The following is a 13,492-nucleotide window of genomic DNA, read 5'->3' as shown; positions in this document are numbered from 1 at the left end:
GGTGGGCGCTAGCGGCGGAAGGCGCCGAGCAGTGAGTCGAACAGCGAGTTGCTGACCGAGATGACCTGGGCCGCCGCCTGATAGGCCTGCTGGTAGCGGATCAGATCCGCCGCCTCTTCGTCCAGATTGACGCCGGACACTGCCTCACGCTGCGCCCGCGCCTGTGCCAGCTGCGCATCGGCGGACTCCTGCGCGACCTGGGCCTGCCGGGTGCGCGTGCCGACATTGGCCAGCAGGCTGTTGTAGCCATCCCCGAAGGTCCGGTCACCGCCCACCAGGCGCTGATCCGACAGCTCGTTCATCGCCAGCATGTTGCGATTGTCGCCGGGATACCCCTCGTTGCTGCTGACCTTGAAGATATCCCCGTCCGCAGGCGCACCACGGACCTCCATTTCCCATCCATTGAACTCAATGGTTGTCACACCATCCTCACTGAGCTCAAATTCTTCTCCATCGATCACGAAAGCGCCCCGGTCCCCGATGTCAGCATCGAACACAACCTCATCGGGGTCGTCCGCGGGTAGAGCTTCCAAATCGATGGTCGGGTCTGCTGCTCGCACAGACGCGATCGCGGCATCCCCGGCGTTGTCATCGCCAAGGTCGGCCCGCACGGCGCTGGCTGCAGCGATCCGACTAGGGTCGGTCATCTCCACCGACAGGTCGCGCGACCCATTGCGGGTCGGCTGGATCAGCCAGCCATCCCCTTCCACCTGTCCGCCAATCGTAGCCGTATCCACAATGATCCCATCCGCCTCAAGGACTCCATTGCCACTCGCTACGACCTCACCATCCGACAGCTTCCGTAGTTCATAGTCCGTACCGTTATAACTCAGGCGGTAATCGGACGTGGTCAGGTCGCGCACGTCTCCGAATTCGACAGACGGAACATCATCAGACTCATTGCCGGGGAATCCACGTACCGCCGGATCACCAATCCCGAAGATATCCGCGCCCAGATTGCCCTCCAGGTCCAGCCCGAGGTTGTTCTGCTGGTTGTATTCCGCCCCGATGCTCACCGCGAGCCGGCCCAGGGTGTTCTGGGCCTCGTCGATGATCCCGGTTCGGGTCTCCAGCAATGCACCCAGCTCGCCGCCCTGGATGAAGCGGGAGATGTTGACCGGATCACCACTGGTCTTCAGCCCGATGTCCGGGGAGCGCGGGTCGCCCGTGAGCGACTCGGCGACCAGCTCGCGGTTGTTGCCGCCCAGCACCAGGGCCTGGCCGTTGCCGACGAAGACGTTGACCGCTCCGTCATCCTGTTCGGTGATGCGGACGTTCACCTTCTCCGCCAGCTGGTTGAGCACCCGGTCGCGCTGGTCCAACAGGTCGTTGGGCGTCCCCTGTGTCGACTTCGACACGATCTCGCGGTTGAGCCCGGCGATCGCTTCGGTCAGGGAGTTGATCTCCTCGACGTTGGTGCGGATCTGGCCATTAATGATGTCGCGCTGCTCCTCGATGCGCCGGTCGATGGAGGCAAAACGCTCGGCCAGGGATTCCGCCTCGGTCAGGAAGACCGTGCGCGCGGCACTGGACGTCGGGTCGTTGGCCAGATCCTGGCCGGCGTCGAAAAAGTCCTGCAGTACCGGCGTCAGACCGGAACTGGAGCTTCCCAGCAGGTCGTCGATGCGCCCGGCCAGCGAGGCCTTCAGCTCGGCATTCGACTGATCCGAGATGGAGTTGCGCAGCTGGGTGTTCACGAAGTCGTCAGAGATGCGCCGAACCGTGTCCACCTGCACGCCCTGGCCCTGGAAGCTGCCCCCCAGGAACTGCGGCGTCAGGTTGGACAGCTCGGTGCGCTGCCGACTGTAGCCCTCGGTCGCGGAGTTCGCGATGTTGTTGCTGGTGGTGCCAATCGCGCGCTGGAAGGCCAGCAGCGCCGAGGTGCCAATCCCGGACGCGCTCATACCCGCGCCTCCCGCGAAACCGCTCGTTCAACCACCGGATTGGGCCATTTCTGCTTCATGCTCTACCCCTCGGTACGGGTAACGGCCGCATCGGCCGCGACTTGAGTCGATCCACTGCCCTGGTGCGCGGCCAACTGATCGCGCAGGCGCAGGACCTTGTCCGCATAGGCCGGATCCGTCGCGTAACCGGCGTCCTGCAGCTCGCGAATGTACTGTGCGTCATCCCCGGCCTGCAGGGCCCGGTGGTAACGCGGATTGTTGCGAATGAACTCGACGTAATCGGAGAACGACTCTGACGGATCGGCATAGGCACGGAAACGCGCCTGCTCCCTTTGCGCAACCCCCTCACGGAACTCGAGGGTGCCCACGGAGACCTGATCCCCGTTCCAGCGGCTGTCCGCCTTGATCCCGAACAGGTTAAAGCTCGGCTGGCCGTCGGCGCGCGACGGCACGTGCTGTCCCCAGCCGGTCTCCAGGGCACTCTGCGCCAGCAGGATGCCGGGTTCGACCCCGAGCTCCGCGGCCGCATCCCGCGCCAGGGGCTCCAGGCTCTGCACAAACTCGGCGGCGTCCCGCGGGGGCCAGGCGATGGGTGATGGCGCCGCCGCCCCCGCGCTCGGTTGCGGGGCCACAGCATCGGGGCGCTGCGGCCCCACCGGCTGCAACTCGGGCTCCACATCGCCCTGCAGTACGCGCAGGGTATCCAGTCCCGACCGCCGCTGCGGCAGTTCGAGTGCCGCCTGGCGATCCGGGTCATTCAAGGCCTCGGGATCGGCGGGTTGCTGCGCGGAGAGCTGGCGCATCAGGGCATCCCGCAGGCCGATGCCATCGCCCTGGCTCATGGCCTTGGCGAATTCCTGGTCCTGCATCTCCAGGTACATCTTGCTCTGGTCGTTGTCGAACAGGCCATCGCCCAGCGACGCCTCGCGCATCTGCTTGAGCATCTGGCCGATCAGCATCGCCTCGAACTCGCGGGCGACGGCCTCCAGGCCCTGTTGATCGCCCGAACGCGCACCCCGGGCCAGGTCCTGCAGACCACTGGGGTCAGAGGCCAGGGCCGCGCGGGCCTGCATCTGGGTATCGACGCCCGGGGTAATCATCAGATCACCACCAACTCCGCGCGTAGCGCGCCGGCTTCGCGAAGGGCCTCCAGGATCGCGACCAGGTCGCCGGGGGCGGCCCCCACGTTATTCACCGCGCGCACGATCTCGTCCAGCGAGGTGCCCGGATCGAACAGGAACATGGTGTTGTCGCCCTCCTCGATCGCGATGTCGGTATCCGGCTGGATCGCCGTTTCGCCCGCGCCGAAGGGCGCCGGCTGGACGACCTGAGGGGCCTCACTGATCGTCACCGTCAGGCTGCCGTGCGAGACGGCGGCCGGGGTCACCTGCACGCTGGAGCCGATCACCACCGTCCCGGTGCGCGAGTTGACGATCACCCGCGCCGGTGGCGCACCACGTTCAATCGGCAGGCGCTCCAGCTCCGCGACAAAGCCGACCCGGTGATCCGGGTTGGACGGCGCGCGCACGCGCACCGACGATCCATCCAGGGCATGGGCGACCCCCTGGCCGAAGGTATCGTTCACCGTCTGTACCAGGCGGTTGGCCGTAGTGAAGTCCGGGCGGTGCAGATTCAGGGTGACATGATCCCCCTGGGCAAACGCGGTCGGGACCTCGCGTTCCACCGTGGCGCCGTTGGGGATCCGGCCGACACTAGGCACATTCACGGTGATGCGCGAACCATCGGTCCCCTCGGCCCCGAAGCCCCCGACCACCAGATTGCCCTGGGCGATGCTGTAGGTCTGCCCGTCCGCCCCCTTGAGCGGCGTCATCAGCAGCGTGCCACCGCGCAGGCTGGTCGCGTTGCCCATCGACGAGACGGTCACGTCGATGCGCTGGCCGGACTTGGCGAACGGCGGCAGTTCGGCCGTGACCATCACGGCGGCGACGTTGCGCAGCTGCGGGTTGCCGGCATCCGGCGTCAGCCCGAGCTGGCCGAGCATATTGTTCAGGCTCTGCACGGTGAACGGCGTTTGGGTGGTCTGGTCCCCCGTGCCGTCCAGGCCCACCACCAGGCCGTACCCGACCAGCTGGTTCTCGCGCACGCCGGAGACACTGGCCACGTCCTTGACTCGCTCCATGTAGCTGCGCTCCTGCATCGCCGCCTGCTGCTGGATGGCGGTCTGCGCCGCCACCGAAGCGCTCCCCGGACCGGCCACCAGCAGCGCTACCAGAACCAGCAGGGCCAAGCGCCGCCAGTCGCCGAGCGCCACGATCCGGCGGTCGTTCGCGGGTTGTTTGAGGGATATCGAGTCCATGTCGTACCTCGGCGCGCGCACGCTGCGTCAGAAGGGCCAGATCGGGCTGTTAAAGAAGCGCGTGATCCAGCCGGGGGTGTTGCTGTCCGCCAGCACGCCGGAACCGCCGTAATAGACACGAGCGTTGGCGACCTGCGTGGAGAGCACGGTGTTGTTGGTGGTCACGTCCACCGGGCGCACGATGCCGCGAAAGCGCACGTATTCTTCGCCCTGGTTGATCCCCAGCCACTTCTCGCCCTGCACGACCAGGTTGCCGTTGGGCAGGACCTCGGCCACGGTCACGGTAATCTCGCCGTCGAGCTGGTTGCTCTGCGAGGAATCCCCCGAGCCGTCGAAGTCACGCGAGCTCGAATTGCTCGCGCCAAAAAGGGGGCGCCCGTTGAAGGTGGCATCGCGGCCGAAGGCCGACAGGTTCCCCAGGTCGAGATTGGAATCCTTGCCCGTGGAGGTCGACGCCGACTTCTGCGCGTTGGTGCTCTCCGCCAGGATCACGGTGAGGATGTCGCCCACGTTGCGCGCCTTGTAGTCCTCGAAGAGGCCCTGGGAATGCGCCGCCTGGTAGATCCCGCCATTGTTCTGCGACTGCGGGACCGGCTGGGCAGGCATCACCGGGCGATATTCCGGGTTGTCGTCCGGCTTGGTTGTTTGCGTGGCGGCGCAGGCGGACAGCAGCAGTGCGGCGGTCACGGCCAGGGCCGGGCGGAGAACGGTTCCGAGGCGCGTCATCACATCACCCGATGGTCTGGTTGACGAACTGCAGCGATTGGTCAGCCGCGGAGATCGCCTTGGAGTTCACCTCGTAGGCGCGCTGGGTCTCGATCATGTTCACCAGCTCCTCGGCGATGTTCACGTTCGAGGTCTCCAGCGAGCCCTGCACCACGGTGCCGGTCCCGTTCAGGCCCGGCAGGGACTGCTGTGCCACGCCGGACGCGGCGGTCTCGCGGAACAGGTTCTCGCCCACCGCCTGCAGGCCCGCCGGGTTCACGAAGTCCGCCAGCTGGATGTTGCCCAGCTCCACCGGCGCCGCCTGACCCGGGATCTGCGCGGTCACCGTGCCATCCTTGCCGATGGCCAGGGACTGCGTGTCCTCCGGTACGAACAGACCCGGCTGCAGCGGGTAGCCGTTGGACATCACGACCTGGCCGTCCGAATTCAGCTGGAAGCTGCCGTCGCGGGTATAGCCGACGTTGCCGTCGGGCAGCAGGATCTGGAAGAACCCGCGCCCCTCGATGGCGATGTCCAGCGAGTTGTCCGTCTGCTGCAGATTTCCCTGCTCGAACATCTTCTCGGTGGAGACGGCGCGCACGCCGGTGCCGATCTGCAGGCCCGAAGGCAGCTGCTGATCCTGGGTGGCCTGGGCGCCCGGCTGGCGCACGGTCTGGTAGATCAGGTCCTCGAATACCGCCCGGTCCTTCTTGAAGCCCGTGGTATTCACGTTGGCCAGGTTGTTCGAGACCGTCGACATGCGCGTGTGCTGCGCGTCGAGGCCGGTCTTGGCGATCCACAGTGCCTGGTTCATGGTGTTCTCCTGTTTTCTCTCAAGTGCCGCGCGAGTCCCGGGAAATTACCCGAGGCCCAGCAAGCGGTTACTGCTCTGTTCCAGCGTGTTGGCGCTGTCCATCATCTTCACCTGCATCTCGAAGTGACGGGACAGCTCGATCATTCGGGTCAGGGCCTCCACCGTGTTCACGTTGCTGCCCTCCAGCATTCCGGAGACCACGCGAACCTCGGCATCCGCCGGGGCCTCGCCACCATCCGCCAGGCGGAACAGGCCGTCATCACCCCTTTGCAGGTCGTCCGTATCGGGGTTGACCAGGCGGATGCGTTCCACGGCTGCCAGGGCCTCCGGACCCACGCCCAGCGGGCGCACGCTGATCGTGCCGTCGGTGCCAATCTCGATCTGCTCCGCCGGCGGGATGGCAATCGGCCCGCCATCCCCCAGGACCTGGTGGCCCTGCGCGGTGCGCAGCAGGCCGAAGGCATCCACATGCAGCGAACCGGCCCGGGTATAGCCCTCCTCCCCTTCCGGTCCCTGCACCGCGATGAACCCCTCGCCCTCGATGGCGATGTCCAGATCACGGCCGGTGCTCTGCATCTTGCCCTTGCTGAAATCCACCGCCTCGTTACCCACCTGGGTGTAGTCCCGCGAGGCATAGCCCGGGCCGCGTACCGGCACCGTATCCGCGGTGGCCAGGGCCTGGCGGAAGCCGTCGGTGTTGGCGTTGGCGAGGTTGTGATTGTTGATGGCCTGTGCGTGCATCGTCTCCTTCGCACCGGACATCGCGATGTACAGAAATCGATCCATGCTCAAGCCCTCTTTACCTACTTATCCGTTACTTAGCGGATATTGATGATCGTCTGGGTGACCTGGTCGGCCGTGGAGATCGTCTGCGCATTCGCCTGGAAGTTGCGCTGCGCGGTGATCAGGTTCACCAGCTCCTGGGCGATATCCACGTTCGAGGCCTCCAGCGCCCCAGCCTGCACCGACCCCAAGTTGCTGGATCCGGGCCGATCCAGGCGCACATCACCTGCTGCAAAGGTTTCGGCCCAGTTGTTGTCACCCAGCTGTTCCAGGCCCTGCGGATTGGGGAAATTCGCCAGCGCCAGCTGACCCAGCTCCGTGGACTGCCCATTGGTGAAACGAGCGAACACCACGCCGGTTTGATCGATGTCGATACCGGTGAGCTGTCCAGAGGCAAAGCCGTCCTGATTCAGGTCATTGACGGAAAAATCTCCGCCGAACTGGGTCGTACCGTCGAAGCTGATATCGAATTCCAGATCATCTGCCCCGTCCAAGCTAGTGCCCGGGACGAATAATCCCTCTGCAGCGGGACTAACACCGTTCAACTGACCGCTTGGGCCAAAGTCCAGTGTTAGCGCAGATGCCGGTGTACCAGGAGTAGCCGGGTCATCTGGATACTGAACCTCTACCAGCTCACCATCGTCTTGACGCACCGCGACATGGGCGTTCCACTCGTTCTGCCCCGTCTTCACGAAGTAGAGGTTGGCGTCCCGCGCAATGCCCAGAGAGTCATACATCGTGAGCGAGGTCGAGAAGTTGTAGGTCTCCGGATCCTCGAGATCAAAATCGTCCGGATCGGCACTCAAAGCCGGCGCATCCGAACGCAAATTAATCAGTGCCTCGAGATTCTCGGTGGCCTGAGGGGCGGCCGTATCGGTTTGCAGACGCAAATCCCCGAGATTCGTACCACCCGCCTCGTCATAGCCCTGCAGGCGCAGGCCCTGGTTGTTCACCAGGTAGCCGTCGCGGTCGACCTGGAAGGCCCCCGCCCGGCTGTACACCGTGCTGCCCTGGTCATTAAGGACGAAGAAACCCTCTCCGTTGATCGCCAGGTCCAGGCCGTTCTCGGTGAACTCGGTCCGTCCCTGCGAGAACTGCTGGGTGACCGCCTGCAGTCGTGTGCCGGAGCCGATGGCTGTCTGGCTGATCCCGCCGAAGCTCTGGGCGAACACATCGCCGAACTCGGCACGGGAACGTTTAAACCCCGTGGTCCCCGAGTTGGACACATTGTTACCGGTGGTCTGCAGATCGGCCTGGGCCGCGTTGAGTCCGCTCAATCCGATATTGAAGGGCATGGGGTGTTTCCTCCGTCAGGGTTCTTGTTGCGGGGCGTCAGCCGCCAATCCGCCGTACATCCGAAAAGCTGATCTCGCCCAGGCCCTGCACGGTCAGTGCCAGCCCGGAGTCACTGCCCACCGCGACGCTTTCCACGCGGGCATCCAGAAAGGTATCCACGGCCTCCGACTGGGTCCCGGAGCGGGCCGTGGCCTTGAATTCGTAGACGCCCGGTGGCGCGAAGGTGCCGTCGTCGCGCATGCCGTCCCAGGTGAACTCCTGCAGGCCGCTGCCGGCAGCGCCCATATTCATGCGGCGAATGCGCTCGCCATTCGGGCTGTACACGTCGATCTGCAGCTCTTCGGTGGCGCGCTCCAGATCGACCGCGCCGTTCACCCGCCCGTCGGGCCCCAGTTCGCCAAACTCGACGGGCACCAGTACATCCTTGCCAACCAGCGAAGCCGCCTGCAGCGTCTGGTTCTGCCCCAGGGACTGCGCCAGCTTCTCGAAGGACTTGGACAGCTGCTCGATGCCGGTCACGGTGGAGAACTGCGCCATCTGGCCGAGGAAATCACCGTTATCCATCGGCTCCATCGGGTCCTGGTTCTCCAGCTGGGTGGTCATCAGCTTGAGGAAGTCGGACTGCCCGAGGCGGTCCATCTCGCCTTCCGGCTTCTTCTCCGGGCGCGACAGGCCGAGGCGATCCAGCAATTCGGGGGAAATCTGTGTCATGGCGGGCTCCTCTAGCCTTGGCCGATCTGCAATGTGCGCTGGAGCAGCTGACGCGAGGTCTCCATCACCTCGACGTTCGCTTCGTAGTTGCGCGAGGCGGACATCATGTTGGCCATCTCCTCGACCACGCTGATCGCCGGGCGGAAGATGTAGCCCTCCTCGTTCGCCTGCGGGTGGTGTGGCTCGTAGTGGGCCTGTGGCGCGGCCTGCGACTCGGTCACGCCGGCCACCCGCACGGACGTCGCCGCACCATTGGGGTTGGCCTGATCCATCACGCTCTGGAACAGCACCTGCTTGGCGCGATACGCCTCGTCCGGGTTGGTGGCGGCGGTGTTCGCGTTGGCCAGATTCGAGGCCACGGTATTCAGGCGCACCGACTGCGCCGACAGCGCCGAAGCCGAGGTATTGAACAGACTGAACATATTGCTCACGACATCGATCTCCCGATCAGGCCCGCGTTAACGGTCGCCCCTCAGGGCTTCGCGGATGCCGGAGACCCGGCGATTGAGGAATTCCAGACTGCTCTGGTACTGGATCGCGTTCTCGGCAAAGGCGGCACGTTCCATCTGCGGATCCACCGTGTTGCCATCCAGGGACGCCTGCGAAGGGACGCGATAAAGCGCCTCGGCCTGCCCGTTCATCGCCCCGGCATTGGGGTCGATATGCGCCGCCTGGCTACGCGCCATGGGCAAGTGATTGCCGCTCCCAGCCGCGGACTCGAGCACCGCGCGAAAGTCGATATCGCGCGCCTTGTAGTTCGGGGTGTCCGCATTGGCGATGTTGGAGGCCAGCAGCTCCATGCGCTGGGCGCGCACGTTGACCGCCTGCGGCAGGATGCCCATCGCCTTGTCGAGAGAGAGACTCATCGTTTCCGTCCTGTCCGCCCGTGGCGGACCCTCGCTACCAGAACCGGGACGCAGCCATTGCGGCCCTTTGCGAGGAGACCGATGCAATCGCTATGCCAGCGACGGGAATCCGTCTCGGCTGGGGACGCCCTTAGCGGGAAACGTGGGAAGGGGGCAATTCGAGTCGCGGCCGCATTGCGCGGGCGTTTCGGACCTGGCGGCCCTGCGACGGAGGGGCGTCAGGATTTGAGCCGGAGGACCGAGCCGTAGTCGGTGCGAACCGTCTCGAAGGCCTTGGTGTACGGGCCGGCCGTCTCCGAAGCGCCAAGAAACAGATAGCCGCCCGGATTCATCTGCCGGGCAATACCGTCAAGAACCTGTCGCTTGGTCTCGCCGGAGAAATAGATCAGCACGTTGCGGCAGAACACCAGGTCGAACTTGCCCAGTGCCGCGTAGCTGTCGATCAGGTTGAGCTTCTGAAAACGACAGCGCCGCTGGACCTCGGGAACGACCTTGTGGCCGTCCGTCACGGTCTCGAAGAAGCGCGCGCGGCGGCTCTCGCTCAACCCGCGCACAATACTCAGGCCGTCGTAGACCGCCCGCCGGGCGTCATCCAGGATCTTCTCCGACAGGTCCGTCCCCAGGATGGATACCGGCACCTTGCGCGGGGGGCGGGATTCCTCCCACTCGGAGACGACCATGGAGATGCTGTAGGCCTCCTGGCCACTGGAACAGCCGGAAGACCAGACCTTGATGCTGCTTCCCTTCGCAGCCAGCTCCGGCAACAACACATGCCGGAGGATCTCGAACGGAAAGCCATCGCGAAACCACGAGGTTTCGTTGGTCGTCATCGCGTCGATCACACGGGTGCGCAGCCGCGGATTCGGGGCTTGCCGCATCGCGTGCAGGAGCTCCGGCACGCTCTTGAAGTCGAACTCGTCGAGCAGCCGGGACAGTCGGCTCGACACCAGATACTGACGGCTGTCACCCAGCACCAGGCCGCAGCAGTCCTGCAGGAAGCGGGAAAACTCCTCGTAATCGCGGGAATCGATCACCGGTTCATCCCCGAGCACAGTCCATGGTGATTAGCATCCTGATGACGAGTCCTTGACAGCGGCGCCCGCGCCACGAAACGCAGGGGGAATCCCCGGTAGCGGGTTTCAGTATACGGTGTCGCAGGCGGGACACGACACTGGGCCCTTGTCGGCCATGTGACGCCGCCCCGGCCTTGCCGGGCGGCAACCCCGTTCCCCCCGGCGGTCATTCGACCTGTTGATCCTCGCGCCCGGTCTGGTCGAGCACCGCGTTGGCCAGTTCGTCGGGGTTGAATTTCGAGAGAAACGCATCGGCCCCGGCGCGCTTGACCATGTCGGTATTGAACTCGCCGCTCAACGAGGAATGCAGCAGCACCTTCAGATCTTTCAGGGCGGGATTGTCCCGGATCCGCGCCGTCAGCGTATAGCCGTCCATGCGTGGCATCTCGATGTCCGAGATCACCAGCTCGATCTGGTCGCGAACCGGGCCCTCCCCGGCCTTCTGCTCCAGGAAGTCGAGCGCCTCCTGACCATCCTTGAAAACCTCGTATTCGAACCCGAGACCGCGAATCGCCCCCTCGATCTGCTTGCGCGCCACGACCGAGTCGTCAACGATCACGACCTTGCGCCCCCCCGCTGGCGTGGCGTCCGCTCGGATGGACTCGGAGACCTCGGTCGGCAGAGGATTGACGATCGAAAGCACCCGTTCCACGTCGATGATCTCGACCAGCTTGTTGTCGATCTCGGTGACCGCGACCAGGAAGGACTCGCGCCCCGTACCACGCGGAGGGGACTTCACGTCCTGCCAGTTCACATTCACGATCCGGTCCACGGCCGATACCCAGAACCCCTGAACCGAACGGTTGAACTCGGTGACCACCACCTTCTGGTCGCCGCTGTCGCTGGCACCGGCCGCGCTGCGCAGGCCCATGGCGCGCGCCAGATCAATGATCGGCACCGTGCCGCCCCGCAGCGTAGCCACACCGCGCACCACACTCATCGACCCCGGGATCTGGCGCAGCGGCGGCGACGGGATCACCTCGCGCACCTTGAACACGTTGATTCCGAAGGTCTGTGATCCACCCAGGTGGAACAGCAGCAGTTCCATCCGGTTCTGACCCACCAGCTGCGTTCGCTGGTTCACATCGTCAATGAATTGACTCATGGTGCTGCTCTCCTTGTCCCGCGCCCATCTGCCGCGAGCCGCTCCCGGGAGGTCAGTGTGCACCGCGCACCCCCGGGCTGTCATTTGCAATCGCCTGTATGCGCCTTCTGGCGCCGCTTCCCAGGGATAACGGCATCGAACGCCGGGCCTTGAGTCGGGCACTGCCCGGACAACTGGCATCAAACCTGCATAGCTTCGGGTCCGCGAACGGACGCGGCAGACCCGGGGTATTCCCTCGGGCGGCGAGGACCGGCATATGCATCCACATACAACCTGTACATCACGCTGCATCCCCATGGGGCTCATGGCTCTCGTGGCGTGGTTCGCGCTCTCCGTGCCGGCCCACGCCGAGATCCACCCCGTTGCGGAGATCCGCGCGGCCGCGGAACAGTTTCTGTTGCAGGAGCTGGACGCCGAACATAGCGACGACATCAATATCGAGATCGGCCAGCTCGACAACCGGCTCCGGCTGGCCTACTGCCATGAAGGACTCAACGCCCGTTTCCCGCCCGGCGGCCGCCGCGACGGCAATACCGCGATCCACCTTCAGTGTGCGGGCCCGGTCACCTGGCAGCTGTATGTCCCGGCCACGGTGGAACGTTACGCTCAGGTGCTGGTGGCCAGTCGCAACCTCCCTCGCCAGCACACGCTGACCAGCGGCGATCTGCGCTTCCAGCGCATCGAGACGTCACGCCACGCGGGCAGTTATCATGAAGACAAGTCGGCCCTCATCGGTCAGCAGACCCGGCGCAGCATTCGTCCGGGCCAGATCATCGGCACACAGCACGTCACCCAGCGCGAGATCGTCAGCCGCGGCCAGCGGGTCACGATCCTTGCCGAAAACGGCTCGATCGCCATCCGCATGCAGGGCGAGGCCCTGGAAAACGGCACCCTCGGGGACCGCATCCGGGTCAGGAACACCTCGTCCGGGCGCGTGGTCGAGGGCGAAATCCAGCCCTCCGGGCACGTCCGGGTGACACTTTGATGCCGACTCTGTGATTGGTGTTACAAAAACCACCGCCACAGGGCTACAGTTTCAGCACACGCGGCCGTAAACACTTGCAGCACAGTTACAACGACAGGACGGCACAATGGATATCAAGGGCCTCAATACGAACAGTCTGCGCCCCGACGGCCAGAGCTCCACGGTCAAGGGCCGCGAGGACTCCAGCGGCGCGCCCAACCGGGCGCAAGGGTCGGATAGCGCCGTGACCACCGGTAACGATTCGCTCACCCTGACCGGCGCCGCCCAGGCGATGAGTTCGGCCGCCAGCGCCGGCGAGAACGCCCCGTTCGACGCGGCGCGTGTGGCCGAGCTGCGCGAGGCGATCGCCAGCGGCAACTACCCGGTGGACAACGAACAGCTGGCCGACCGCATGATCGACCTCGAGCGCCTGCTGCGCTAATCACGGACCTCACCGATGAACACCGACACGCGCCATCGCCTGCTGCGCTCCCTGGAAACCTCGATCCGGCTGGCCCACCAACTGGAAGAGGCCCTGATCCAGGAGACCCGCGCGGTCGAGGCGCGCACCCCGGAGACCCTGCAGGAAGTCGTGGCGACCAAGCAGGGGCTGCTGCAGGAACTCGAGACCGAGACCCGCCAGCAGCGCGCTATCGCCGAGGCCGCGAGCGAGTCATTCACGCCCGAGGGCATGGCCCGCCTGCTCTCGCGCATGGACGACGGTGCCGTCCTCAACGATCACTGGCAGGCCCTGCGCCAGTCCATCGAGCGCTGCAACACCCTCAACCAGGGCAACGCACGCCTGATCGATCGCGATCGCCAGCGCGTGGAGCTCTCCATGCAGATCCTGCGCGGCGAAGAGGCCGGCCCGGCGGCGACCTACGACCCCTACGGGCGCACCCGCCCCAACACCCGTGGCGGACGCCGTATCACACAAGCCTGATGCAGCTTATT

15 protein-coding genes are annotated in these 13,492 nt (G+C 65.2%); 3 read left to right on the top strand and 12 right to left on the bottom strand.

Annotation, left to right across the window (positions count from 1 at the left end):
* Nucleotides 1-8 precede the first annotated feature (8 nt).
* From flgK to C996_RS0110130, 12 genes are all read right to left on the bottom strand, one after another.
* A complete protein-coding gene (gene flgK / locus C996_RS0110185; protein WP_018867340.1) occupies nt 9-1,904 on the bottom strand; it encodes a flagellar hook-associated protein FlgK in 1,896 nt (631 codons plus the stop codon).
* Between the two features lie 62 nt (nt 1,905-1,966).
* Nucleotides 1,967-3,004, bottom strand: a complete 1,038-nt coding sequence (gene flgJ, locus C996_RS0110180; protein ID WP_018867339.1) for a flagellar assembly peptidoglycan hydrolase FlgJ — start codon at nt 3,002-3,004, stop codon at nt 1,967-1,969.
* Nucleotides 3,004-4,221: a flagellar basal body P-ring protein FlgI gene (locus C996_RS0110175; RefSeq protein WP_018867338.1), complete on the bottom strand. Its 1,218-nt coding sequence runs from the start codon at nt 4,219-4,221 to the stop codon at nt 3,004-3,006. The genes flgJ and C996_RS0110175 overlap by 1 nt, the downstream gene beginning before the upstream one ends.
* 27 nt (nt 4,222-4,248) lie before the next feature.
* Nucleotides 4,249-4,947, bottom strand: coding sequence for a flagellar basal body L-ring protein FlgH (flgH, locus tag C996_RS0110170; protein ID WP_018867337.1), 699 nt, complete (start codon nt 4,945-4,947; stop codon nt 4,249-4,251).
* Nucleotides 4,948-4,951: 4 nt separating this feature from the next.
* The gene (flgG, locus tag C996_RS0110165; RefSeq protein WP_018867336.1) at nt 4,952-5,740 is read right to left on the bottom strand and encodes a flagellar basal-body rod protein FlgG; all 789 of its coding nucleotides are present in this window, start codon (nt 5,738-5,740) and stop codon (nt 4,952-4,954) included.
* Between the two features lie 45 nt (nt 5,741-5,785).
* Nucleotides 5,786-6,526 carry a flagellar basal-body rod protein FlgF gene (flgF, locus tag C996_RS0110160; protein ID WP_018867335.1) on the bottom strand — a complete coding sequence of 247 codons (741 nt, stop codon included), beginning with the start codon at nt 6,524-6,526 and terminating at the stop codon, nt 5,786-5,788.
* 32 nt (nt 6,527-6,558) lie between these two features.
* Nucleotides 6,559-7,818, bottom strand: a complete 1,260-nt coding sequence (gene flgE, locus C996_RS0110155; RefSeq protein WP_018867334.1) for a flagellar hook protein FlgE — start codon at nt 7,816-7,818, stop codon at nt 6,559-6,561.
* Between the two features lie 37 nt (nt 7,819-7,855).
* Nucleotides 7,856-8,530 carry a flagellar hook assembly protein FlgD gene (locus C996_RS0110150; RefSeq protein ID WP_018867333.1) on the bottom strand — a complete coding sequence of 225 codons (675 nt, stop codon included), beginning with the start codon at nt 8,528-8,530 and terminating at the stop codon, nt 7,856-7,858.
* A gap of 11 nt (nt 8,531-8,541) precedes the next feature.
* Complete coding sequence (flgC, locus tag C996_RS0110145) at nt 8,542-8,961, bottom strand: flagellar basal body rod protein FlgC (RefSeq protein ID WP_026279284.1); 420 nt, start codon at nt 8,959-8,961, stop codon at nt 8,542-8,544.
* Between the two features lie 27 nt (nt 8,962-8,988).
* Entirely contained in the window at nt 8,989-9,396 is a 408-nt protein-coding gene (gene flgB / locus C996_RS0110140) for a flagellar basal body rod protein FlgB (protein ID WP_038028802.1), read from the bottom strand.
* 218 nt (nt 9,397-9,614) lie between these two features.
* A complete protein-coding gene (locus C996_RS0110135) occupies nt 9,615-10,430 on the bottom strand; it encodes a protein-glutamate O-methyltransferase CheR (RefSeq protein ID WP_026279283.1) in 816 nt (271 codons plus the stop codon).
* A gap of 205 nt (nt 10,431-10,635) precedes the next feature.
* Entirely contained in the window at nt 10,636-11,574 is a 939-nt protein-coding gene (locus C996_RS0110130; RefSeq protein ID WP_018867329.1) for a chemotaxis protein CheV, read from the bottom strand.
* Between the two features lie 295 nt (nt 11,575-11,869).
* Between C996_RS0110130 and flgA the strand changes: the two genes are divergently transcribed.
* The 3 genes from flgA to C996_RS0110115 all read left to right on the top strand — a co-directional run bounded on the left by flgA (nt 11,870) and on the right by C996_RS0110115 (nt 13,481).
* Complete coding sequence (flgA, locus tag C996_RS0110125; protein ID WP_018867328.1) at nt 11,870-12,559, top strand: flagellar basal body P-ring formation chaperone FlgA; 690 nt, start codon at nt 11,870-11,872, stop codon at nt 12,557-12,559.
* Between the two features lie 106 nt (nt 12,560-12,665).
* Nucleotides 12,666-12,980: a flagellar biosynthesis anti-sigma factor FlgM gene (gene flgM / locus C996_RS0110120; protein WP_018867327.1), complete on the top strand. Its 315-nt coding sequence runs from the start codon at nt 12,666-12,668 to the stop codon at nt 12,978-12,980.
* 15 nt (nt 12,981-12,995) lie between these two features.
* Entirely contained in the window at nt 12,996-13,481 is a 486-nt protein-coding gene (locus C996_RS0110115) for a flagella synthesis protein FlgN (protein WP_018867326.1), read from the top strand.
* Nucleotides 13,482-13,492 lie beyond the last annotated feature (11 nt).

The sequence above is a fragment of the Thioalkalivibrio sp. ALE25 genome, assembly GCF_000377285.1.
Classification (GTDB): domain Bacteria; phylum Pseudomonadota; class Gammaproteobacteria; order Ectothiorhodospirales; family Ectothiorhodospiraceae; genus Thioalkalivibrio.
The sequence above is the reverse complement of the archived record's forward strand: the minus strand, read 5'-3'. Positions and strand labels throughout refer to the sequence as shown.

What these genes read in the sequence shown, in the direction of transcription:
- C996_RS0110175 (WP_018867338.1), bottom strand. Translation starts at nt 4,221, where the DNA reads ATGGACTCGATATCCCTCAAACAACCCGCGAACGACCGCCGGATCGTG.
- flgJ (WP_018867339.1), bottom strand. Translation starts at nt 3,004, where the DNA reads ATGATTACCCCGGGCGTCGATACCCAGATGCAGGCCCGCGCGGCCCTG.
- C996_RS0110150 (WP_018867333.1), bottom strand. Translation starts at nt 8,530, where the DNA reads ATGACACAGATTTCCCCCGAATTGCTGGATCGCCTCGGCCTGTCGCGC.
- flgH (WP_018867337.1), bottom strand. Translation starts at nt 4,947, where the DNA reads ATGACGCGCCTCGGAACCGTTCTCCGCCCGGCCCTGGCCGTGACCGCC.
- flgM (WP_018867327.1), top strand. Translation starts at nt 12,666, where the DNA reads ATGGATATCAAGGGCCTCAATACGAACAGTCTGCGCCCCGACGGCCAG.
- flgG (WP_018867336.1), bottom strand. Translation starts at nt 5,740, where the DNA reads ATGAACCAGGCACTGTGGATCGCCAAGACCGGCCTCGACGCGCAGCAC.
- C996_RS0110130 (WP_018867329.1), bottom strand. Translation starts at nt 11,574, where the DNA reads ATGAGTCAATTCATTGACGATGTGAACCAGCGAACGCAGCTGGTGGGT.
- C996_RS0110115 (WP_018867326.1), top strand. Translation starts at nt 12,996, where the DNA reads ATGAACACCGACACGCGCCATCGCCTGCTGCGCTCCCTGGAAACCTCG.
- flgA (WP_018867328.1), top strand. Translation starts at nt 11,870, where the DNA reads ATGGGGCTCATGGCTCTCGTGGCGTGGTTCGCGCTCTCCGTGCCGGCC.
- flgE (WP_018867334.1), bottom strand. Translation starts at nt 7,818, where the DNA reads ATGCCCTTCAATATCGGATTGAGCGGACTCAACGCGGCCCAGGCCGAT.
- flgF (WP_018867335.1), bottom strand. Translation starts at nt 6,526, where the DNA reads ATGGATCGATTTCTGTACATCGCGATGTCCGGTGCGAAGGAGACGATG.
- flgB (WP_038028802.1), bottom strand. Translation starts at nt 9,396, where the DNA reads ATGAGTCTCTCTCTCGACAAGGCGATGGGCATCCTGCCGCAGGCGGTC.
- flgK (WP_018867340.1), bottom strand. Translation starts at nt 1,904, where the DNA reads ATGAGCGCGTCCGGGATTGGCACCTCGGCGCTGCTGGCCTTCCAGCGC.